At 68.6% G+C, this 21,317-nt stretch carries 22 protein-coding genes; 11 read left to right on the top strand and 11 right to left on the bottom strand.

Annotation, left to right across the window (positions count from 1 at the left end):
- Positions 1-55: 55 nt before the first annotated feature.
- Together msrA and AB0L70_RS30445 are read right to left on the bottom strand one after the other, a co-directional pair.
- Positions 56-694 (bottom strand): peptide-methionine (S)-S-oxide reductase MsrA, encoded by a 639-nt coding sequence (gene msrA, locus AB0L70_RS30450; RefSeq protein ID WP_363690201.1) that lies wholly within the window; start codon positions 692-694, stop codon positions 56-58.
- Positions 695-830: 136 nt separating this feature from the next.
- Entirely contained in the window at positions 831-2,273 is a 1,443-nt protein-coding gene (locus tag AB0L70_RS30445) for a PLP-dependent aminotransferase family protein (protein WP_363690200.1), read from the bottom strand.
- A 62-nt stretch (positions 2,274-2,335) separates the two neighbouring features.
- Here AB0L70_RS30445 and AB0L70_RS30440 point away from each other — a divergent pair, with 62 nt between their 5' ends.
- Together AB0L70_RS30440 and AB0L70_RS30435 are read left to right on the top strand one after the other, a co-directional pair.
- Complete coding sequence (locus AB0L70_RS30440; RefSeq protein ID WP_363690199.1) at positions 2,336-3,013, top strand: hypothetical protein; 678 nt, start codon at positions 2,336-2,338, stop codon at positions 3,011-3,013.
- A 44-nt stretch (positions 3,014-3,057) separates the two neighbouring features.
- Positions 3,058-3,363, top strand: coding sequence for a DUF1905 domain-containing protein (locus AB0L70_RS30435; protein WP_363690198.1), 306 nt, complete (start codon positions 3,058-3,060; stop codon positions 3,361-3,363).
- Positions 3,364-3,538: 175 nt separating this feature from the next.
- Here AB0L70_RS30435 and AB0L70_RS30430 read toward each other — a convergent pair whose 3' ends face one another.
- Together AB0L70_RS30430 and AB0L70_RS30425 are read right to left on the bottom strand one after the other, a co-directional pair.
- Positions 3,539-5,290, bottom strand: a complete 1,752-nt coding sequence (locus AB0L70_RS30430; protein ID WP_363690197.1) for a hypothetical protein — start codon at positions 5,288-5,290, stop codon at positions 3,539-3,541.
- Between the two features lie 8 nt (positions 5,291-5,298).
- A complete protein-coding gene (locus tag AB0L70_RS30425; protein ID WP_363690196.1) occupies positions 5,299-5,880 on the bottom strand; it encodes a hypothetical protein in 582 nt (193 codons plus the stop codon).
- 193 nt (positions 5,881-6,073) lie between these two features.
- Here AB0L70_RS30425 and AB0L70_RS30420 point away from each other — a divergent pair, with 193 nt between their 5' ends.
- Genes AB0L70_RS30420 through AB0L70_RS30410 form a run of 3 tightly spaced genes read left to right on the top strand, consistent with a single transcriptional unit; the run spans position 6,074 to position 9,901 of the window.
- Positions 6,074-7,228 carry a cystathionine gamma-synthase gene (locus AB0L70_RS30420; protein ID WP_363690195.1) on the top strand — a complete coding sequence of 385 codons (1,155 nt, stop codon included), beginning with the start codon at positions 6,074-6,076 and terminating at the stop codon, positions 7,226-7,228.
- Positions 7,229-7,231: 3 nt separating this feature from the next.
- On the top strand, positions 7,232-8,602 hold the full coding sequence (locus AB0L70_RS30415) for a glutamate mutase L (RefSeq protein WP_363690194.1): 1,371 nt from the start codon (positions 7,232-7,234) through the stop codon (positions 8,600-8,602).
- Between the two features lie 30 nt (positions 8,603-8,632).
- Positions 8,633-9,901, top strand: a complete 1,269-nt coding sequence (locus AB0L70_RS30410) for an AI-2E family transporter (protein WP_363690193.1) — start codon at positions 8,633-8,635, stop codon at positions 9,899-9,901.
- 54 nt (positions 9,902-9,955) lie between these two features.
- On the opposite strand, the gene AB0L70_RS30405 is transcribed toward AB0L70_RS30410, so the two are convergent.
- The 6 genes from AB0L70_RS30405 to AB0L70_RS30380 form a co-directional block, all read right to left on the bottom strand.
- Positions 9,956-11,074, bottom strand: a complete 1,119-nt coding sequence (locus AB0L70_RS30405) for a hypothetical protein (RefSeq protein WP_363690192.1) — start codon at positions 11,072-11,074, stop codon at positions 9,956-9,958.
- 8 nt (positions 11,075-11,082) lie between these two features.
- A complete protein-coding gene (locus AB0L70_RS30400) occupies positions 11,083-11,661 on the bottom strand; it encodes a hypothetical protein (RefSeq protein WP_363690191.1) in 579 nt (192 codons plus the stop codon).
- Positions 11,662-11,757: 96 nt separating this feature from the next.
- Positions 11,758-12,084, bottom strand: coding sequence for a hypothetical protein (locus tag AB0L70_RS30395; RefSeq protein WP_363690190.1), 327 nt, complete (start codon positions 12,082-12,084; stop codon positions 11,758-11,760).
- Positions 12,081-12,674 (bottom strand): hypothetical protein, encoded by a 594-nt coding sequence (locus tag AB0L70_RS30390; protein ID WP_363690189.1) that lies wholly within the window; start codon positions 12,672-12,674, stop codon positions 12,081-12,083. The genes AB0L70_RS30395 and AB0L70_RS30390 overlap by 4 nt, the downstream gene beginning before the upstream one ends.
- Before the next feature lie 146 nt (positions 12,675-12,820).
- A complete protein-coding gene (locus tag AB0L70_RS30385) occupies positions 12,821-14,437 on the bottom strand; it encodes an MDR family MFS transporter (RefSeq protein WP_363690188.1) in 1,617 nt (538 codons plus the stop codon).
- Positions 14,434-15,036, bottom strand: a complete 603-nt coding sequence (locus tag AB0L70_RS30380; protein ID WP_363690187.1) for a MarR family transcriptional regulator — start codon at positions 15,034-15,036, stop codon at positions 14,434-14,436. The genes AB0L70_RS30385 and AB0L70_RS30380 overlap by 4 nt, the downstream gene beginning before the upstream one ends.
- 155 nt (positions 15,037-15,191) lie before the next feature.
- Here AB0L70_RS30380 and AB0L70_RS30375 point away from each other — a divergent pair, with 155 nt between their 5' ends.
- The 6 genes from AB0L70_RS30375 (at position 15,192) to AB0L70_RS30350 (ending at position 20,542) form a co-directional block, all read left to right on the top strand.
- A complete protein-coding gene (locus AB0L70_RS30375; RefSeq protein ID WP_363690186.1) occupies positions 15,192-15,920 on the top strand; it encodes an SDR family oxidoreductase in 729 nt (242 codons plus the stop codon).
- An 89-nt stretch (positions 15,921-16,009) separates the two neighbouring features.
- Complete coding sequence (locus AB0L70_RS30370; protein ID WP_363690185.1) at positions 16,010-16,957, top strand: ATP-binding cassette domain-containing protein; 948 nt, start codon at positions 16,010-16,012, stop codon at positions 16,955-16,957.
- On the top strand, positions 16,957-17,739 hold the full coding sequence (locus AB0L70_RS30365) for an ABC transporter permease (RefSeq protein ID WP_363690184.1): 783 nt from the start codon (positions 16,957-16,959) through the stop codon (positions 17,737-17,739). The genes AB0L70_RS30370 and AB0L70_RS30365 overlap by 1 nt, the downstream gene beginning before the upstream one ends.
- A complete protein-coding gene (locus AB0L70_RS30360) occupies positions 17,739-18,539 on the top strand; it encodes an ABC transporter permease (RefSeq protein ID WP_363690183.1) in 801 nt (266 codons plus the stop codon). The genes AB0L70_RS30365 and AB0L70_RS30360 overlap by 1 nt, the downstream gene beginning before the upstream one ends.
- A 54-nt stretch (positions 18,540-18,593) precedes the next feature.
- Entirely contained in the window at positions 18,594-19,712 is a 1,119-nt protein-coding gene (locus tag AB0L70_RS30355) for a hypothetical protein (RefSeq protein ID WP_363690182.1), read from the top strand.
- Positions 19,713-19,780: 68 nt separating this feature from the next.
- A complete protein-coding gene (locus tag AB0L70_RS30350) occupies positions 19,781-20,542 on the top strand; it encodes a hypothetical protein (protein WP_363690181.1) in 762 nt (253 codons plus the stop codon).
- On the opposite strand, the gene AB0L70_RS30345 is transcribed toward AB0L70_RS30350, so the two are convergent.
- Positions 20,543-21,317 (bottom strand): phosphotransferase (locus tag AB0L70_RS30345; protein WP_363690180.1); only part of this gene is annotated, 775 nt, incomplete at its 5' end.

The raw sequence follows: 21,317 nt of genomic DNA, 5'->3' as shown, positions 1-21,317 counted from the left end.
TGCCTTCCCTTAAGCAAACCGGGGCTCAGTCACGAGCCCCGGTCTACTTCGCCGTCTACTCCGGGAACGGTGCGCCGGTGTTGCTGTGGCAGCGGTAGCCGTTGGGGTTCTTGTGGAGGTACTGCTGGTGGTAGGGCTCGGCGTAGTAGAAGGTGGTGGCGGGGGCTATTTCGGTGGTGATGTCGCCGTAGCCGAGGGGCTTGATGACGGGGGCGTACAGGTCTCGGGTGCGCTCGGCCTCGGCGCGCTGGGCGTCGGTGGTGTAGTAGATGGCCGAGCGGTACTGGGAGCCCAGGTCGTTGCCCTGACGCATGCCCTGCGTCGGGTCGTGGGTCTCCCAGAAGACCTTCAGCAGATCGGTGAAGGTGGTCTTGGTCGGGTCGTAGACGACCCGGACGGCCTCGACCTGGCCGGTCTGACCGGTGCAGACCTCTTCGTACGTCGGGTTCGGGGTGTAACCGCCCGCGTAGCCGACGGCCGTGGTGTACACGCCGGGCTGCTGCCAGAAGATCTCCTCGGTCCCCCAGAAGCATCCGGTGCCGAACCAGACCTCCTCGAACCCCTCCGGCGCCGCAGCGGTCTGCGGCGTGTGGAGAACGATGTTCTCGTCCGGTACGGCGAAGCCGGGAGTGGGCCGGCCGGGCAGTGCGGCCTCGGGCTCGACCAGGGCTGTGTTGCGCTTGAAGAACGACATCTCACGCCTCTCGCAGTGTGACTCTCATAGTCTCTCAACACCCGATGTAAGACGATCCTTCCCACCACCCCTTACGGCACGATGACGTGCGGCCGTGGTGGGGAGGGGCAAGGTGATCCATCCCGCCGGACGAGGATCAGGCGATCATGGTGGTGGTTCGGCGGGTGGGGGTTGGGGCGGTGGTGAGGGCGGCGTAGGCGGAGGCCAGGGCTTGGACGCCTTCGCGGAGGGCGTGGACGTCGAGGGTGAAGGGCAGGCGGATGAAGGACTCGAGCCCGCCGTCGGGGGAGAACCTGGAGCCGGCCACCAGCAGTACGCCGTTGCGCTGAGCGAACCCGACCAGCGAAGACCCCACCGGCTCCGGCAGTTCGCACCACAGCGACAACCCACCGGACGGCAACCGGAACCGCCACGACGGCAGCTCCGCCGACACCGCGGCCGCCAACGCATCCCTCCGCCGAGCCAGCTCCGCCCGGCGCTCCGGCAGAAGCGTCGACCGCTGCCGCAACAACCGAGCCACCACCAACTGCTCCAGCACCGGCGCACCAAGATCCATCGAAGCCCGCGCATCGAGCACTCGCGCGACCAGCCCTTCAGGCACCCGCATCCACCCGATCCGCAGCCCACCCCAGAACGACTTGCTCACCGACCCCACCGTGATCACCCCACTCGGGTCGTACGACGCGAACGGCGGCGGCACCTCCTGACCATCGAGCGACAGCTCGAACAACGTCTCGTCGATGATCGCCGTCGTCCGGCTCCGCGCGAACGCCAGCGCCAACCGCTCCCGGTCCGCCGCCGACATCAACCACCCGGTCGGGTTCTGGAAATCCACCACCATCCAGGCAGCCCGCGGCGCCGTCTGCCGAATCGTTGCCTCCAGCAACGGCAGGTCCCAGCCGCCGGGCGACGTCGGTACGGCGACCACCCGGCAACCGCTCCGCCGGATCGCGTCCACCGAGTTCGGATGCGTCGGGCTCTCCGTCAGCACCCGGTCACCGATCTGCGTGATCGCCCGCACCGCGATCGACGTCGCCGCCAACGCCCCGGCCGTCACGATGATCTGATCCGGAGACGTCGGCAGCCCGCGCTCCTCGTACGCCGCCGCGATCTCCTGCCGCAGCATCGGCAACCCCTGCGGGTGGTACCCGGGCGTCGCCAACTGCGCCGGTAGCTCATCGGCCGCCTCGGCAACCGCCGTACTGATCCCTGGCACCGCGGACGGCGCCGCGCAGGTGAAGTCGTACAGACCGTCGGTGTCGATCCCCGGCGCGTGATGCCGGCCGAGTTCAGGCTCGACGCGGGACGGGAGCGCGGTGACGCTCCCGGATCCGCGCCGGCTGATCAGGTACCCGCTGTCGCGCAATTCCCGGTACGCCGAAGCCACCGTCGTACGGCTGACTCCGAGCGCATCGGTCAGCTCGCGCTCACTCGGCAGCCGGGAACCGGGCATGATCCGGCCGTCGGCGATCAGCAATCGGAGCCGCTCCGCGAGCACCCGGTACGCCGGACCGCTGTCGCCGGCCCAGGCGCCGAGCAGGCCGGCGAGCGTACTGGCGGGGAGATATTGCCCTTTCATGCAGTCCACTATTGCGTAATTGGCTATCGATTACCAGGCCACTTACTCCGCAAACTGGAGTAGTGACCGCCACTTCGACCGAGCCGCCGCGTCGGCTCGCACCCCTGAACCCGATCCAGCAGCTCAAAGCAGGCCACCTCCCGCGCCGCCTGGTCCAGCTGTACGTCGGCCTGATCCTGTACGGCGCCTCCATGGGCCTGATGATCCAGGGGAACCTCGGCCTGGACCCGTGGGACGTGTTCCACTCCGGCCTCACCAAGCACGTGTCGCTGAGCTTCGGCACCGTGGTGATCGCGGTGAGCTTCGTCGTACTGCTGGCGTGGATCCCGCTGCGGCAGTGGCCGGGGCTCGGGACGATCAGCAACGCGATCGTCATCGGGCTGGTCACGGACCTGACGCTGTCGACGGTCGGCAAACCGGATGCGCTCTGGCTCCGGATCGTCTTCATGGTCGCCGGGGTCGTGGTCAACGCGCTGGCCGGCGCCCTCTACATCGGCGCCCAGTTCGGTCCCGGTCCGCGCGACGGACTGATGACCGGCCTGGTACGCCGTACCGGTCTCAGTGTCCGTCTCGTCCGGACCACGATCGAGCTGACCGTCCTCGCCACGGGCGTCCTTCTCGGCGGCTCGATCGGAGTCGGCACCGTCGTCTACGCCCTGTCGATCGGGCCCTTGGTCCACTACCTGCTGCCGATCTTCACGGTCCGTCTGAAGCTCGATCAGCCAACGCCCTCCACCTGACATCTCGCAGGCGCGTGCAGCGAGCGGAGTGAGAAGGTGGTGGGGTGCAGCCCGATCACCTGAGGTTCGAGTTCTCGGCGCCGCTGTGGCTGCACGGGGAGGGCAGCTGGTACTTCGTCACCGTGCCGCCCGAGATCAGCGACGACATCGCCGCGGTCGCCGGCGGTCGGGGTAAGGGCTTCGGGTCGGTTCGGGTCAGCGTCACCGTCGGCGGCACGACGTGGCAGACGTCTGTGTTTCCCAGCAAGTCCGGCAGCTACGTCCTGCCGGTGAAGAAGCCCGTCCGCCTCGCCGAAGACCTGGCCGAAGGCGCCCCGGTCGAGACCCACCTGACCCTCCTCGACCTGTAGCCCACCCGGAGAGCCCGTCGCCAGACGGCATCGCGGACGCCGCCCGGTGGGTACGGGCGGACACACGAACCCTCGGTGGGTACGGCGAACACACGAACCCCCGGTGGGTACGGCGGACAGACGAACGCCGCCGGTGTGGACCGGCGGCGTTCGATGGTTGAGGTTGCGAGGCGGACTAGTCGCCGCCGACCTGGTTGGGACCGTTCTTGCCCGCGGTGCGGTTGGTGCCGTGCGTCGGGGCCTTCTGACCGTCGTTGCCGGACTGGGCGGCTCCCGCTTCGCTCGCCTTCTTGAGGCTGTCCCGCGTCACAGGTGCCACGTCGGCGGCGGCACTGGCCGCACGGGCCAGTTCGGCGGCCTTGTCGGCCCGGTTCGGTCCCTGGCCCTGGCCGGTCTCGGTCTGCTGACCGGGAGCGGGTGCGGCCTGAGGGGAGTTTCCGTGGGCTGAGTCAACCCAGGCATTTGTGGTCTCCTGCTTGGCGCCTTCCTGTCCCGCCACAGCCTGCACAGGCTCCGGCGCCTGAGTCGCAGGCTCCGCGACAGCCGGCCCCTCAGCAGCAGGCTCACCAACAGCCGGTGCCTCGGCGGCAGGCTCTGCGACAGCGGGCCCCTCAGCTGCCGGCTCCGCGACAGCCGGACCCTCCGCAGCAGGTTCGGCGACGGCGGGTCCTTTAGCTGCGGGCTCCGCAACGGCGGGTCCTTCAGCGGCACGCTCGCCAACGGCTGGTGCCTCGGCTGCAGGTTCCGCGACAGCGGGCCCCTCAGCTGCCGGCTCCGCGACAGCCGGACCCTCCGCAGCAGGTTCGGCGACGGCGGGTCCTTCAGCTGCGGGCTCCGCAACGGAGGGTCCTTCAGCGGCAGGCTCGCCAACGGCTGGTGCCTCGGCTGCAGGTTCCGCGACAGCGGGCCCCTCAGCGGCAGGCTCTGCGACGGCAGGCCCTTCAGCGGCAGGCTCTGCAACGGCGGGTCCTTCAGCGGCGGGCTCGCCAACGGCTGGTGCCTCGGCTGCGGGTTCCGCGACGGCCGGGCCCTCGGCTGCGGCCTGTGGGGCGTTCTCCGCGGCGCGCTGGGCCTGCTGCTCGGCCAGGAGCTGCGTGAGGGCGTCCCGCTCGGCGGTGAGCTGCTGGACCTGGGCCTGGAGCTCAGCGACCTGCTGAGCCAGTTGATCGTTGATCTGGATGTATTCCTGGTTGTGCTGCTGAAGCCGCTCCAGCTCCCCGTTCACCTGCTGCTGCGGTGCTTGACTCGGGGTCTGACTCTGCCCCAGCCCCTGACCTGTCTGGGCCGGTGTCGGCCGCTCGCCGACCGGCTGCGACTGCACCGTCTGCTGCGGCTGCACCACCTGCTGCGGCTGCACCACCTGCTGGGGCTGTGGCTGCCCGGCCTGCGGTGCGATGATCTGATCTCCCCGCCGGATCATCGCGTTCATGTCCTGGCGCACGAGGTCCCGCAGGTCGTGCTTGCCGAACTTCTGGCCGCCGACGGCGCGATGCAGCCGGGGATCACGGTTCTTCACGTCCCGCCCGACCTGGGCATAGGCCGACTTGAGTGTCTTCGTGCCTTGTCTCGTGTCCCGCCAACGCGAGATCCGCCCGCTGGGGGCCATCCGGGCCTGCCGCAGCCGACCCTCGATCAACGCCTGCGCCTGTCGGGCCTGCTCGCCGTACAGATTCGGCTGGTACTGCGCGGCGAGGGTGAGGTGCGCGAGTTGCTGCAGCTCGGCCTTGGTGATGTTGGCGGCACCGATCAGTCGGCGCGTCTCCGGGTTGGCCCGCTTGGCGTCCTTGCGGAGGAGCGCGAACGTGCCCTTCAGCACCTTCACACCGCGGCGCTCGGCCTTGCCCTGCGCCTTCTGGGCCTGCCGCGCTGCCTTCCGCTGGGCGTTCCGCTCGCGGCGGCTCTGCGGTTCTGCCTGAGGCTCGCTCATCGGGTCTCCTAGTCGATGTATACGGCGTAGTTGACGCCGACCGAGGTCGTCAGCGGGTCCTTGCTGGGCTTGGTGCTGTACAGGTGGAACTCAGCGCCCGGTCGCACCCAGACGGCCAGGTGTCGCCGTCCGGTGCCGGCGCCGAGCTCCCAGTCGTCCACGAAGCCCGCGTCGGTCTCGTCGCCGAGGTAGTCCGGTTGTCCCCAGTGCCGGGTGGCGAGGGCGAGGTGGATCGGCCAGTGCTCGTCCAGCCCGGCCTCGGCCGCGGCGATGTCGTCCACGCCGATCTCGTACGCCGACCAGCCGCTGTCCGGGCAGTCCGGGAAGGCCAGGCCGTCGAACACGATCATCGTCGTACCGCGCGGGGTGGTGAATCCCCAGGAGACCATCTCGGCGTCGATCACCTCACCGGGCTCCAGCGGCCACGGCCGCCAGGGGGTCTGGCCCATCACCCGGTGGACCAGGGCACGGACAACCTCCGGACCCGACTCGTCACCGTCCGGGCCGGCGATCACACTCCAGTCCCGAATCTCGGCGAGATCCGCCATCGCCAGGTCGTCCTGGTCGAGTGGCCTGTCCTGCGTCTTCATCCGGCCGCGTCGTCCTCTCTGCTCTGTATCGCGTGGAAACCAACCGAGCGCAACCACTGTGCGCAACCGTAGGCGGCGCTGCGGGTCATTCGCCACCCAGTACGACGTGGCTGTGGACAACCCGGATCCGCCGAATTGTCTCAGCTGTGGATGGCGTGCGGGACGCGATCAGACCAGGCCGTACGCTGGTCCGGTGAACACGGAACACCACTACGGCTTCGAGACGCTCGCCATCCACGCCGGAAACGAGCCTGACCCCACCACCGGTTCGGTGGTCCCGCCGATCTATGCCACGAGCACCTACAAGCAGGACGGCGTCGGCGGGCTGCGCAACGGCTACGAGTACTCCCGGTCGGCGAACCCGACCCGCACGGCGCTGGAGGAGTGTCTGGCCGCGATCGAGGCGGGCAACCGCGGGTTCGCGTTCGCCAGCGGCCTGGCCGCGGAGGACACGCTGATCCGCGCGCTCTGCGTCCCGGGTGACCACATGGTGTTCCCCGACGACGCGTACGGCGGCACGTTCCGCCTGTTCTCCCGGGTCCTCGGCAACTGGGGTGTCGAGATGACGCCCGTCGCGATCACCCACCCGGAAGCGATCCGGGCCGCGATCCGCCCGGGCAAGACCAAGATCGTCTGGCTGGAGACGCCGACGAACCCGCTGCTGAACGTTGCCGACATCGCCCTGGTTGCCCAGATCGCGCACGACGCCGGCGCCCTGCTGGTGGTCGACAACACGTTCGCCTCGCCGTACCTGCAGCAGCCGCTGGAGCTCGGTGCGGACGTGGTGGTGCACTCGACCACGAAGTACATGGGTGGGCACTCCGACGTCGTCGGCGGTGCACTGATCGTCCGGGACACCGAACTGACTGAGAAGATCGCCTTCCACCAGAACGCGATCGGCGCGGTCGCCGGACCGTTCGACTCCTGGCTGGTGCTGCGTGGCATCAAGACCCTCGGGGTCCGGATGGACCGGCACAGCGACAACGCGGAGAAGATCGTCGAGTTCCTGCAGCGGCACAAGTCCGTCAGCCAGGTGCTGTACCCGGGCCTCGATGGCCACCCCGGTCACGAGACCGCCGCGAAGCAGATGAAGCGGTACGGCGGGATCGTGTCGTTCCGCGTGGTGGGCGGCGAGCAGCAGGCGCTGGACATCTGCAACAAGGCCGAGGTCTTCACCCTGGGCGAGTCCCTCGGCGGCGTCGAGTCGCTGATCGAGCACCCCGGCAAGATGACCCACGCCTCGGTGGCCGGCACGCCTCTCGAGGTCCCCGCCGACCTGATCCGGCTCTCGGTCGGCATCGAGACGATCGACGATCTGCTCCAGGACCTCGACCGCGCGATGGCGTAGTCCGTGACCCTGGTTGTTGCGGTCGACTTCGGGTCGACCTTCACGAAGGCGATCGCGGTGGACTCCGGCTCGGGCGAGCTGATCGCCCGGGCCGAGCACCGGACCACCATCGACACCGATGTGATGGACGGATGGCACGCGTGTCGCGCTGTGCTGCTGGACGCCGACCGTCGCGTCGCCGACGCTGATGTGCTCGCGTGTTCCAGCGCGGGTGGTGGGCTGCGGATCGGGGTCGTCGGCAACGAAGAGCTGGTGACGGCCGAGGCCGGCCGGCGGGTCGCGTTGTCCAGCGGCGGCAGGGTCGTTGCCGTAGTCAACGGTGGGCTGACGGCAACCAGTCAGAAGGCACTCCGCGCCGAGCGGCCGGATGTGGTGCTGCTGTTGGGTGGCACCGACGGTGGCAACTCGGCGGTGTTGCTCAAGGCAACCGAGACGCTGGCGAAGTACAAGTGGCGTCGTCCTGTCGTTGTCGCGGGCAACGTCGACGCCCGGGCCGAGGTGGGCGAGATCCTGACGGCCGGCGGCGTACCGCATGTGCTGGCGGACAACGTCGTACCGGAGATCGGGGTGTTCGCGCCGGACAGTGCGCGGGCCGCGATCCGGGAGATGTTCCTCGCGCACGTGATCGGTGGGAAGAACCTGTCCCGTGATCCCGCGTTCGCCCAGATGGTTCGGGCCGCCACGCCGGACGTCGTACTGCGCGGTGTCGAGGTGCTGGCCGGATTGCACGGCGACGTCGCGGTCGTGGACATCGGCGGCGCGACGACCGACGTGCACTCGGTGATCGAGCTCGACCCCGAGGATGCGAACCTCGGCCGCGAGGTGGTCGCAACCCACCCGGTGACCCGGACCGTCGAAGGCGACCTCGGCATGCGGTGGAGCGCTGTACCGGTCGTTGCGGCCGCCATCGAGGCAGGCTTGGTCGCGGCCGACGACCCGATCAGTACGGCGGCCGCCCGCCGCCACCGGGATCCGTCGTACCTCCCCGACAGCCCGATCGAGGCGTCGTACGACGAGACTCTGGCGACAGTGGCCGCGACGGTCGCACTCCGACGGCACGCGGGCCGGCAGCGGATCGTCTTCGGGCCGGGCGGGCGCGTGATCGAGCGGTCCGGGAAGGATCTGCGCGAAGTGGATCTGCTGGTCGGGTCCGGGGGAGTGTTGCGTCACAACGGCCCGGACGTTGCTGCGCGGATCCTCGGCGCGGTCGGCAGGAACGCGCAGGAGGAAGGCTGGCTGGTGCCGCAGCGGGCGGAGGTCTGCGTGGACAAGGACTATGTGCTCGCCGGCGTCGGTCTGCTGGCCGACGAGAACCCGAAGGCCGCCGAAGGGCTGGCCGCGCAGATTCATAGAACGGCCACCGCCGGGCACTAGTGTCCTCAGCAAGCTAGCTGCGGAGGTGTGATGAGCGAGACGGGGCGGGACGAGTCGAGTCCGGTGGCAGACAATCAGGTGCTGGACGAGTCCAGCGAGTCTGTACCGGTCGACGACAGAACGGCCGAACACCCAACGGCCGCGCAGGGAGCGGGCGAACACCAGTTGGACGTGGCCGACCGTGGCCCGTACGACGCCGGGGTGACGCGCGGCATGCACATCGCCAGCGCGTGGTCCTGGCGGTTCCTGGTGATCGTCGCCGCCGTCGTGGTGATCGGCTTCGGCATGCGGTACCTGTCCGAGGTGGTCGTCCCCATCACAGTCGGCGTACTGCTGACCGCACTCCTCGTCCCGATCACGAACGGCCTGCAGCGACTGCGTCTGCCACGCGGACCCGCCGCCGGTATCACCGTGGTGGCCACCATCGTGGTGGTCGCCGGCCTCCTCACGTTGGTCGGGACGCAGATCGCCAGCCAGTTCGACAGCCTGTCCACGCAGGTCGGCGAGGGCGTCCAGAAGCTCCGTGAGCTGGGCCGGATCAACTTCGGGCTCACCGACGCCGACGTCACCAACGCGATCAAGACCCTGCGCGAGCAGATCACCTCCGGCGGCGCGATCGGTCAGCAGGCAGCAGCAGTCGGTACGACGGCCACCCACGTCGTCGCCGGATTGTTCATCTCGCTGTTCTGCTTGTTCTTCTTCCTCTACCAGGGTGAGCAGATCTGGGCCTGGCTGGTCCGGCTGTTCCCGCGGCGGGCCCGGGACAGGGCGGACTCGTCCGGCCGGAAGGCGTGGGTCTCGCTGACCGCGTTCGTCCGGGCGACCATCATCGTGGCCGCGGTCGACGCGATCGGCATCTCTTTGGGCGCGGCGGTTCTCGGCCTCCCGCTGGTGAGCGCGATCGGCATCCTGGTCTTCGTCGGCGCGTTCGTGCCGGTGGTCGGTGCACTGGTCAGCGGCATCGTCGCCGTCCTGGTCGCCTTGGTTGCCAAAGGCCCCGTCATCGCGATCATCATGCTCGCGGTGGTGATCGGTGTACAGCAGCTCGAGGCGCATGTGCTGCAGCCGTTCCTGCTCGGTCGCGCGGTCAGCGTGCACCCGCTCGCGGTGATTCTCTCGATCGCCACCGGTGTGGTCATCGCGGGCATCGTCGGGGCGCTGGTCGCCGTACCGACTGCCGCGGTCATCAATACGATCGTCAACCATCTGGCCGGCAACGACACCGACCCCGAACCGCCCAGACCGTTACCGCCGTTGCCCAGACGCAGGGCACGCGTGGTCCCGGAAAGCGAGACCTGACAGCCGACCGGCCGCCCTCCACAGTGGAGGACGGCCGGTCGGGATGGTTCGAGTTCACTTGCCTTGCGTCGGACCGTTCTTGCCCTTGTTGGGATCCGTGGCCGCACCGGTGCGCTGGGTCTCGCCGAGATTCTGCGTGCCCGTGCCAGTGCCAGTGCCCTGTCCGGGCTGCTCTGCCGATACTGCGGCCCCCTTGTTGTCGCGCGCCGACATTGCCGGGTCCTGCCCCGGCGGCAGCAGCGCCTTGACCTCTTCGGCCTTCGGCAGCGAGGCCTGCTCGCCACTCGTGATCGCGTTGGCCTCGGAGACAGCCCCGTGGGTCGCCTTCGACCCGAGCCCGACGGCCTTCAAGGCCGACTGGACCCGGGGGTTCGACCGAATGCTGTCGAAGCCGACCTTCGCGTTCAGGTACCCGTTGTGGAGGGACTCCAGCGGGCCGGAGGCAACCCCGGCAACGCCCCTGCCGATGCTCTTGCCGGCCTCGACGCCCCAGCGGCCGACAGCGCTGGCCGCCTTCCCAACCGTCTCCCGGACCTTCGGGTTCGTGGCCAGCGCCGCCACCGCAACGCCGGCCACCGCCATGGTGGAAGGGTTGTGGGTGACGTCGTGGGCGAACTGTGCGGCGTACGTCGCAACGTGCTGGGCTGCGTTGCCAACCGGCTCGGCGATCGCGTTGTAGGTGTCCTGAGTGACACCCCAGGCCTTGGCAGCCGCCTCGGTCGCCCAACCGGTGAAGTTGTCCCACTGATTGGCGATGTCATGGCCGACGTCGGTGGCCAATCGCTGGGCGGCATCGACACCTTGGTTCCACTCCTGGGCGATCTCGTGGCCCAGGTTCTGCGCGCCTTCGATGGTCGAGTTGTAGGCGTCAACGGCTTCGCCGGCGACGTACTCACCGGCGTGCCCGATCGCGACGCCGGCGTCGCGGCCGGCGTGCCCGATCGCGCTGACGGCCTCTTGGCCCGGGTCCGTCATGGCCGCGACGCCCGCCACGGCTGCGACCGGCACGGCGCGGCCGGCGATCCGCCGCCCGCGCGACGGCGCCTGCGCGAGCAGCTGCCGGCGCTGGGCGGTCAGGGCCTCGTCGACGATGAGTTGGATGGTGGCCCGCTGCTCGGTGCTGAAGCCGGCCAGGCCCGAGGACGACGATCCTTCAGAGGGGGTGTTGGTCACGATGGCTCCTAGTCGAGGTAGACCGTGTAGTTGATCCCGACGGACGGGGACAACGGGTCCACGGTCGGCCGGTCGCTGTACAGGAAGAACTTCGCGCCAGGCGCCAGCCAGATCGCCAGGTGGCGCCGGTCGAAGCCGGCCCCCGGCCAGAACTCGTCGACGAAGTTCGGGTTGCGGTAGTCACTGGCCCAGATCGGCGGTCCCCACGTCTTCACGCCGAGCGAGAAGGCGTCCGGCCAGTGCGCGTCCAGACCGGCCTCCGCGGCCGGGATGTCCTCGACCTCGAGGTCGTACGCCGACCAGCCGCTGTCCTGGACGTCGGCGAAGACCAGCCCGGGGAACACGATCATGTTGGTGCCCCGCGAGGTCTCGAACCCCCACGACTGCATGGTGTCGTAGTTCGTGCCCGGCTCGTCCTGCCACGGCTTCCAGCCGGTCGCGGCGGAGACCCGGTGCACCAGCGCCTTGACGACGTCGTACCCGGTCTCGTCGGTGTCCGGACCGGCGACCTTCGCCCAGTCCTCGACCTCGTCGAGGTCCTTCATCGCGACGGCGTCCAGGTCGAGCGGCCTGTCCTTGGTTTTCATGCGGGGTGCATCCCCTATCGTCGTTCGGCTTGCTGCTGACGGGAACAGTAGGGCGCGGTCAGGGTCACGTCGACGGCCCGGATGCAACGAAATGGTCTACACCGAGCGGGGGCCGGCGCCCTTGTCCCTGGCTTTCCCGGTCTGACCGGTTTTGGGGGCTGCACCGTCCCCGCTGCCGCCGGTCCGGGTCTGCCCGGTCTGCGGTTGTGTCGCCGCGTTCATCGTCCGCTGCAGGTCGGGGGACAGGCCGCTCGAGGTCGCCGGGCCGGCGTTCTGGAGCGCCGCCGCGGTCCCCTGGGCGCGCGCGGTCATCGCCGCCTCCGAGACGCCACTGTTGTCCCCGGTCTGGGGCGGTACGTCGGAGTTGGCTCCGGCATCGCGCACCGCCTCGCGGTGCATCTGCGCTGCTGATCTTGGCGTCATGACCCCTCCTCGTTGAGGTAGACCACATAATTGATGCCGACGGACACCGACAACGGCCGGACCGTCGGTTTGTTGCTGTACAGGTGGATCTCGGCGCCCGGTGGGTTCCAGACCGCGAGGTGGCGGCGGTCCGTGCCCGCACCGGGTGCCCACTCGTTGACGAAGCCCGAGGTGCTTTCGGTTCCGACGTACGCCGGATTTCCCCAGTGCCGCCGGGCCAGGTCGAACTTGGCCGGCCAGTGCTCGTCCAGGCCCGCCGCCGCGGCGTCCACGTCCCAGGGCTCGATCGCGAACGCGACCCAGCCACTGAACGGGCTGTGCGGAAGGATCTGGTCGTCGTACACAGCCAGCTCGGTCTTGCGCCTGGTCAGGAATCCCCAGCCGTCGAGCTGGTCGTCGATGACGGTCTTGCGGTTCACCGGCCACGGCTTCCAGTTGGTGCCGGACTTGACCCGCTTGATGAGCTTGCGCACGGGGACCGGTCCGGTCTCACCGGTATGCGGTCCGCCGAGGCGCCGCCAGTCCCGGACGTCGGCGAGATCTGCCATCGCGCGGTCGTCGTCGTTCAGCGGCCGGTCCAATGTCTTCATCCAGGCTTTTCCTGTCCGATCCTCAGGGCACTTTGCTACTGAAACTAGAGGTCCGCGGGGTCAGCGCGGGCATTTGTCTCACACACAGAGCAGCCGCCCCGGGAACATCCCAGGGCGGCTGCCTTCAGTGCTGTGTCAGTGCTACCTCAGTGCATCGCCGCGGCCGCGGAGGCCTCGATCGACTCCGCCTCGCCCTCCGGCTTCGGGCCGTCGGAGCGACCGGCCAGCCGCTGCTCCGGAGTGATGATCGCGATCACCAGAGCGATGGCCAGGAACGGCAGGGAGACCAGGAACACGTCGCCCATCGCGTCGACCAGACCCTGCAGGGCCCAGCCCTTCATCGGCGGCTTGAGGGCATGCAGTGCCTGCACGCTGTTCGCCGCCTTGGCCAGCTGGCCGACGATCCCCTGCATGGTCTGCGGGACGATCGTGGTCAGGTGGTCCTGCAGCCGGCTGGTCAGCACCGCACCGTAGACCGCCGTACCGATCGCTCCACCCATCGAGCGGAAGAAGGTCATCGACGAGGTCGCGGTACCCATGTGCTTGCGGGGCACGCTGTTCTGCGCGGCGGTGACGGTGATCTGCATCGACAGGCCCAGGCCGGCGCCCATCACGAACATGTAGATCGCCAGCTGCCAGTACGGCGTGCTCAGGCTCAGCGTGGACAGCATCACCATCGCACCGCCGACCAGGACCGCGGAGATGATCGGGAACATCTTGTACCGGCCGCTCTTGCTCATCAGCTGACCGCTCGGGATCGACGCGGAGAAGATACCGACGATCATCGGCAGCAGCGCCAGGCCGGAGCGGGTCGGCGACATGTCCTTGACCGCCTGCAGGTACAGCGGCAGGAAGATCAGCGCACCGAACATCGCGAACCCGAGCAGGAACGCGTAACCGGCGTACCCGGAGAAGATCCGGCCCTTGAACAGGTCCATCGGGATGATCGGCTCGGCCACCCGCAGCTCGATCAGGACGAAGGCGACGGCCAGTACGACGGCCGCGACCAGCAGGGCGATCGTGGTGCCGGTGCCCCAGCCGTTGGTCGGTCCGCTCCAGGAGACGGCCAGCAGCAGCGAGGTGACGGCCGCGGCGACCGTGCCGGCGCCGAGGTAGTCGATCTTGTGCGAACGCTTCACGTGCGGCAGCTTCAGGACGGCGCCGACGATGCCCAGGGCAACCAGGCCGATCGGCAGGTTGATCCAGAAGATCCAGCGCCAGCCGGGACCGTCGGTGAGGACACCGCCGAGCAGCGGACCGGCCACCGAGGACAGGCCGAAGACGGCGCCGAAGTACCCCATGTACTTACCGCGCTCGCGCGGCGGGATCACGTCACCGATGGTGGCGAAGGCCAGGGACATCAGGCCGCCGGCGCCGAGACCCTGGACGGCCCGGAAGCCGATCAGCATCTCGATGTTCTGCGACAGCGCGGCCAGCACGGAGCCGGCCAGGAAGGTGACGATCGCCGCGATGAACAGCGGGCGACGGCCGTAGAGGTCGGAAACCTTGCCCCACAGCGGAGTGGAGGCGGTCGAGGTCAGCAGGTACGCCGTGACCACCCAGGACAACTTGTCCAGGCTGTTGAACTCGCTGACGATCCGGGGCAGCGCCGTACCGACGATGCTCTGGTCCAGCGCGGCCAGGAACATGCCGGCCATCAGACCGCCGAGGACGACCAGGATCTGCTTGTGTGACAGATAGTTCGGGCCGCCGTCGGAGGATGCTGAAGCTCCGCCGGCGGTGGCGGGCTCTGTGGTACTCATCTGGTGCTCTCCAGGTTCTCTTCGGTGTTCTCGCGGGCGGCAGGGTCACTACCGGGCGCGAAGTCTTCTTCGGTACGGCGCTCTGGCGCCGGGGATCGCAGTCGCGGGGCGACGGCGGCCCAGCCCTTGTCCGCCCAGCGGGCGTCGGCCGGGGTGTCGGTCAGGCTGGCGACCCCGTCGGCGAACCGGGTCATCAGCCGCTCGAAGGTCTCCACGTCGTCCTCGGACCAGCCGTCCATCGCCGCACTGAGCAGTTCCATCCGGCGTCGCGCGCCGGACTCCCACTGCTCGATGCCCTGCTCGGTCAGCTCGACCCGGAAGGCGCGGCCGTCGTCGGGGTCGGGGGAGCGGCGGACCAGGCCCAGCTGCTCCAGCGCCCGGACGTGCCGGCTCGCGGTCGAAGCATCGAGCTCCATCCGCACGGCCAGGTCGGACAGCCGCAGTGCGCCACTGCACCGCAGCACGAACAGCGCCACGTGCGCGCTGTGGTCGATCGTGTCGCCGGGCTGTTTGGCTTTCAGCCGGCGTCCGATCCGGGTAAACGCGTGCATGACGCCCTCGATGGGGGTCTGCGGGATGTACCCGTCGTTTACTTGCATGCTGCAAGCATATACATGCTTGCGTGATACACGCAAATGAGTTTCCGAGATTGCCAAGTGAGTCGCCACTCATTAACTCGCCGTCGCTGGTCGGTCACTGTCCGCAGTGCAGGAGAATCAGCGGACAGGCATGAGACGGCGGAAGGGTGGATTTTGTGACGCGAACAGCTGTGGTGACCGGTGGCGGGTCTGGGCTGGGGCGGGAGATGGCGCTCGCACTCGCGGCGGCGGGCTTCGACGTCTGGGTGACGGGTCGCACGGAAGAGAAGCTCCAGCAGACCGTGGCTGACGGGGGCGGCCAGGTGCGGCTCGCGGTGCTCGATGTGGCTGATGGGGAGGCTGTGCGGGGGTTCTTCGGGGGGTTGGAGCGGATTGATGTGTTGGTCAACAACGCGGGGACGGGGGCGCCGGCGGCGGGGGTGGAGGAGTTGGCGGAGGAGGACTGGCGGCGGGTGGTGGATACCAACCTGACCGGGTCGTTCCTGTGTGCGCAGGCGGCGTTCGCGCTGATGTTGCGGCAGGACCCGAAGGGCGGGCGGATCATCAACAACGGGTCGATCTCGGCGCACGTGCCGCGGCCGCAGGGGATCGCCTACACCGCGAGCAAGCACGCGATCACCGGGCTGACCAAGGGCCTCGAACTGGAGGGCCGGGCGCACGGGATCACGGCCTGTCAGATCGACATCGGCAACGCCGCCACCCCGATGACCAAGCGGATGGGACAAGGCGTGCTCCAGCCGGACGGGTCGATCGCGGTCGAGCCGACGTTCGACCCCAAGATCGTGGCGGACTTCGTCGTACAGATCGCGCAGTTGCCGACGGCTGTCGCCGTACCGACGCTGACCGTGATGGCGGCCGGGATGCCGTACGTCGGGCGGGGTTGACCTCCAGCCGTCTTGAGGTTCTACGGTCACGCAATGGAACCGCCCATAACGACAAGAAAGTGTCGGGACTCCCGTCTAGGGTCGGGCTCGTGAGTGAGCAGCGGGAGTCCTTGGTGCATGTCCGCGACCTGCGCAAGTCGTACGGCGACTTCGAGGCGGTGCGCGGGATCGACCTGGACGTCTGGAAGGGCGAGGCCTTCGGCTTCCTCGGGCCGAACGGTGCGGGCAAGTCCTCGACCATGCGGATGATCGGCGCGGTCTCGCCGATCAGCGGAGGCACCCTGCGCATCCTCGGGATGGACCCGACCGCCGACGGCCCGGCGATCCGGGGCCGGCTCGGCGTCTGCCCGCAGGACGACACGCTCGACACCGAGCTGACCGTCCGGGAGAACCTGACGATCTACGGGCGGTACTTCGGTCTCAGCCGGGCCGAGTGCCGCAGCCGGGCGGACGAGCTGCTCGACTTCGTCGCGCTCACCGAGAAGGCGAACGTCAAGGTCGACGAGCTCTCCGGCGGGATGAAGCGGCGGCTCACGATCGCCCGTTCGCTGGTGAGCAAGCCGGACCTGCTGCTGCTCGACGAACCGACCACGGGCCTCGACCCGCAGGCCCGGCATCTGCTGTGGGACAAGCTGTTCCGGCTCAAACAGGCCGGCGTCACGCTGATCATCACCACTCACTACATGGACGAGGCCGAGCAGTTGTGCGACCGGCTCGTCGTGATGGACGGCGGGCTGATCGCGGCCGAGGGGTCGCCGGCCGAGCTGATCCGGGACTACTCGACCCGCGAGGTGACCGAGCTGCGGTTCGGTCCGGACGTGATGCTGTCCGACCACGACGCGCTCGAGGAGAAGGTCGCCGACCTGGCCGAGCGGATCGAGGTGCTGCCGGACCGCCTCCTCCTCTATACCGACGACGGTGAGCGTGCCGTTGCCGGCGTCCACGAGCGTGGCCTCGAGCCGGCCGCGGTTCTCGTACGGCGCTCGACGCTGGAGGACGTGTTCCTCCGGCTGACCGGCCGGACGTTGGTCGACTGATGGCGCTCGCACTGGAGAACGGGCGACGCCAGTTCGACTACTGGGTCACCGTCTACAAACGGACCTGGAAGGGCACGTTGGTCAGCAGCTTCCTGCTGCCACTGCTCTATCTGGCCTCGATGGGGGTCGGGCTCGGCTCGTTCGTCGACAAGAACGGGACCGGCGCGCTGGGTGGGGTGAGCTACCTGCAGTACATCGCGCCGGGGTTGCTCGCCTCGACGGCGTTGCAGATCGCTGTGGGCGAGGCGACGTACCCGGTGATGAGTGGGCTGAAGTGGCAGAAGTTCTACCACTCGATGATCGCGTCACCGCTGCGTCCGGCCGACGTCGTCTACGGGCAGCTCGCGTTCATCGCGTTCCGGGTGCTGAGCTCCTGCACGGTGTTCCTGGTGGTGATCACGCTGTTCGGTGGGATGCGGTCGCCGCTCGGAGCGCTGGGGCTGCTGGTGGCTCTGCTCGTCGGGATGGCGGCGGCCGCGCCGGTTGCGGCGTACGCGACGCTGCTGGACAACGACGCGGGCTTCGCGATGATCTTCCGGTTCGGGGTGGTCCCGGCGTTCTTGTTCTCCGGTGCGTTCTTCCCGGTCTCACAGCTGCCGAACTGGATCGAGTGGCTGGCCTACGTCAGTCCGCTCTGGCACGGCGTCGACCTCTGCCGGAGTCTGAGCCTCGGCACGGTCAACCCGTGGCTGGCCGTCGTCAACATCGTGTACTTGCTGGCCTGGTGCGTGGTCGGCACCCGGCTCGCCGTCCGCGGCTTCTCCCGGAAGCTGGTCGGCTGATGGCGACGATGGCGGTGCGGGTGCTGCCGATCCCGACCCGGCTCGGCGGGCGGCACATCGTCGAGCGCAACTTCCTGGTCTACCGCCGGTCCTGGGTGGTCTTCCTGTCCGGCTTCTTCGAGCCGGTCTTCTACCTGCTCTCGATCGGTGTCGGCGTCGCGCAGTTGGTCGGCGACTTCACACTGGCCGACGGCACCAAGATCGCGTACGCCGCCTTCGTCGCGCCGGCGATGCTGGCCAGTTCGGCGATGAACGGTGCGATCTTCGACTCGACGTACAACATCTTCTTCCGGATGAAGTACGCCAAGCTCTACGATTCGATGCTGGCGACGCCGCTGAAGCCGTGGGACGTGGCGACCGGTGAGGTGACCTGGGCGCTGCTGCGCGGGGCGATCTACTCGGCCATGTTCATCGTGGTGATGCTGATCATGGGCCTGGTGTCGTCGTGGTGGGCGCTGCTCGCGCTGCCGGCCTCGGTGCTGATCGGGTTCGCCTTCGCGGGCGCCGGGATGGCGCTGACCACGTTCATGCGCAGCTGGCAGGACTTCGAGTTCGTGCAGCTCGCGATCATCCCGATGTTCCTGTTCTCGGCCACCTTCTACCCGGTCGAGACCTACCCGGCCGCGATCCGCTGGCTCGTCGAGATCACTCCGCTCTACCAAGGCGTCGTACTGGAACGAGCCTTCACCACCGGCACCATCGCCTGGCCCCTCCTGATCAACGCCGCCTACCTCGCAGCCATGGGCACCCTCGGCATGTACGTCGCCTCCCGGCGCCTGGGCCTCCTCCTGCTGAAATAGCGGGCCGTCGGCAACTAAGGGAACCTGGGTGGAGTGGGTGGCGTCTGTCTCGGTGTGAAACTGATCAGTGGCTGGCGGGAGCGGCGCCGCGCGCGGCAGGAGGCGACAGCGCGGTTCCTCGGGCCGAAGATCGAGCTGCCGGGCGGGCAGAAGCAGTGGATCGACGACTCGATGTACTGGCTGATCGACCAGTTCGGGGTCGAGCCGTTGCGCCGGAAGACGGTGTTGCCGAGCACGTTCGTCCCCACGGACTACGACGGGTCGGAGGACGCGGCCCGGGCGCTGTGTCTCAAGGTCTGCGAGCGGGTGGGAGTGCCCGCGGACACGATCCGGTTCAGTTTCCGGATGGTCGAGGTTCGCGTTGCCGCCCGCGGCCTCGCGGTGCGTGAGTTGCGCGAACAGCTGCAGGAAAGCGTGGACGCGGAGCAGGCCCGCAAGATCCTCGCTGTCTCGGGACTCCACGCAGACATGACGGACGACGAGATCGACGCCCTGATGAGGACCGGTTTCGGGCCCGAGATTGTCTGGCTCGCGGATCGTGAGCTCGCGTTCGAGCTCACGCGATGCCAGGAGATCGTTGACGAGGAGGATCCGGATCGGCGGGCGGAGTTGCTCCGGAAGGCCGAGGCAATCTGGGCCGTTCCCGCAGGCACGGGTACGTATGGCTGTTACCTGGATCTGCGCCTACCGCCGTCTCCTCTCCGTAGGCAGGAGTGGCCGGCTGCCGCGCCCGAGAAAGCCGCGGTTCTGCTGGCGGCCGACTGCTTGGCCGACCCGGCGACCGTGGTGGCCGCGCTGGCCCACGAACTGGGTCATGAGGTGCTGCTGGGAGGCGGCATCATCAAGCGGGAACGCGCCGACGGTGAGGCGTTGACCGATCTGTTCGCCGTGTTCCAGGGATTCGGGATCTTCATGGCCAACCAGGCCGCGGAGCGGATCAAGGGTCGCAAGCGGAAGTACATGGCCTTCGGCTACCTGGGGGAGAGCGGCTTCTCGGACGCGCTGTCGTCGTACTGCTTCCACCGGCATCGGCTGTGGCCGAACGTGTCACTCTTCCCGTTCTGGCGCAAGGAGCTCGATCTGTCGGTGCGGATCCGGACCGTCAGCGGGGTCGGCATGCTGGTGAAAGAGGCCGAGGCCAAGGCGATTCAGGAAGGTGCGCCGCTCACCTAACGCAGTGTCGTCGCGACGGTGGGGAACTGGGAGGTTTGCGAGGGCGTCGGACAGGGATGATTCGGCGGGTGAGGAATCCGATCGGGCAGTTGCGGCGCAGTCAGCAGGTTCGGGCCGAGCTGAAGGCGCCACGGGAGCGACTGCCGGGTGGGCGGCGGCGGTGGATCCGGGCGTCGATGGACTGGCTGGTGATCGAGTTCGGCCGCGACATCCTGCTCCGGCCGATCGTGCTGCCGACGGACCTCATCCCGGCCGGGTACGACGGCACCCTCGAGGCAGCGCAGGACTTGTGTACGCGCGTCGCCGACCGGATGGACCTCCTCCCGGACCAGTGCGAACTCACCTTCGAGCTGGTCGGTGAAGGTATCCGGCGTCCGGCGTACCGAAGGTCGACGTCCGTGGTGAAGGAGCAGTCCGGCCGCTGGATGCGCGGTGCCGACCGTAACCAGATCCAGCTCGCTCCGGCCTTGGCCGCCGACCCGGAGGCTCTGGTCGCGATCTACGCCCACGAGCTCGGGCATGAACTCCTGCTCGGCAGCGGCCGGATCTCCTTGGCCCGCCGGCCCGATCACGAACCGCTGACCGACCTGCTCACCGTGTTCTACGGACTAGGGATCTTCACCGCCAACGCGGCGTACGAACGTCGCCCGCGACCGAACGGCCGCGGCAAGCAGCCGCTGGCCCGCGGGTACCTCCGCGAGGCGGCGCTGTCCGACGCACTCGCGTACTACGCCCTCCTTCGGGGCGAACGCCGCCCGGACTGGGACCGCCACCTGGACCCACCCGTACGCCGCGGCATGCGCAACCAGCTGGCCATCCTGCACAAGTAGCTAGCCCAGCACCTTCCGCAGCCACCACACCGCACCGCGATACATCGACTCCCGGCTCGGCCCGGACAGGTGATCCGGCAAGTGCAGCGAGGTCATTGCCTGGTGGAGTGCGCCGAGTTCCTCGGCCAGCTCGAGCGCCCGGCGCAGATCCGCCGGTGAGGCGTACTCCTCCCACTCGGCCAGATACGCGTCCGTCACCCGCGGGTCCATCGAGTGCGGCGAACGCTCCTCGACGAACGTGATCAGGTCCAGAAACGGGTGCGACACCGACCCGTCGGTCCAATCGAACGCGAGCACCTGACCATCCCGTACGGCGACATTCCGCGGGTGCAGATCGCCGTGCAACAACGTCTCGGGTACGCCGATCGCCGCCAGCTCGGTGATTGCCTCACGCAACTGTTCGGCCCGCCGCGGCAGCCCCGCTCGCTCCTCGGGTTCGAGTCGGTCGGTCGCCGGGTTCGGACCGAGGATCCGGTCGAGCTCATCCGCAAGTACGGCGAGCCGGCGGTCGACGCAGCTGAACTCGAAGAGCCGGTCGGTTTGATCGACATAGCTTCGCTGCAATCTGGCGTGCCCGCTCAGCGCGTCGACCCAGACAGAGATATCCGTCTCGTCGAACAAGGGACTGCCGACGTCGGGCAGCACCATCCAGGCGCGCTTCTCGTCGATCGCCAGCGGCGCTCTGGCAACGGCTCTGGTAACGGCATCGGCGGCATCGACCAGCCACGGGCCAGCGACGACGCGTACGCCGGTGAGCTGCCGGAGAAGTACTCGG

The organism is Kribbella sp. NPDC051952 (assembly GCF_040680855.1).
In the GTDB taxonomy this organism is placed as follows: domain Bacteria; phylum Actinomycetota; class Actinomycetes; order Propionibacteriales; family Kribbellaceae; genus Kribbella.
Note: the sequence above shows the minus strand (reverse complement) of the source record. Positions and strands in the feature narration are given on the sequence as shown.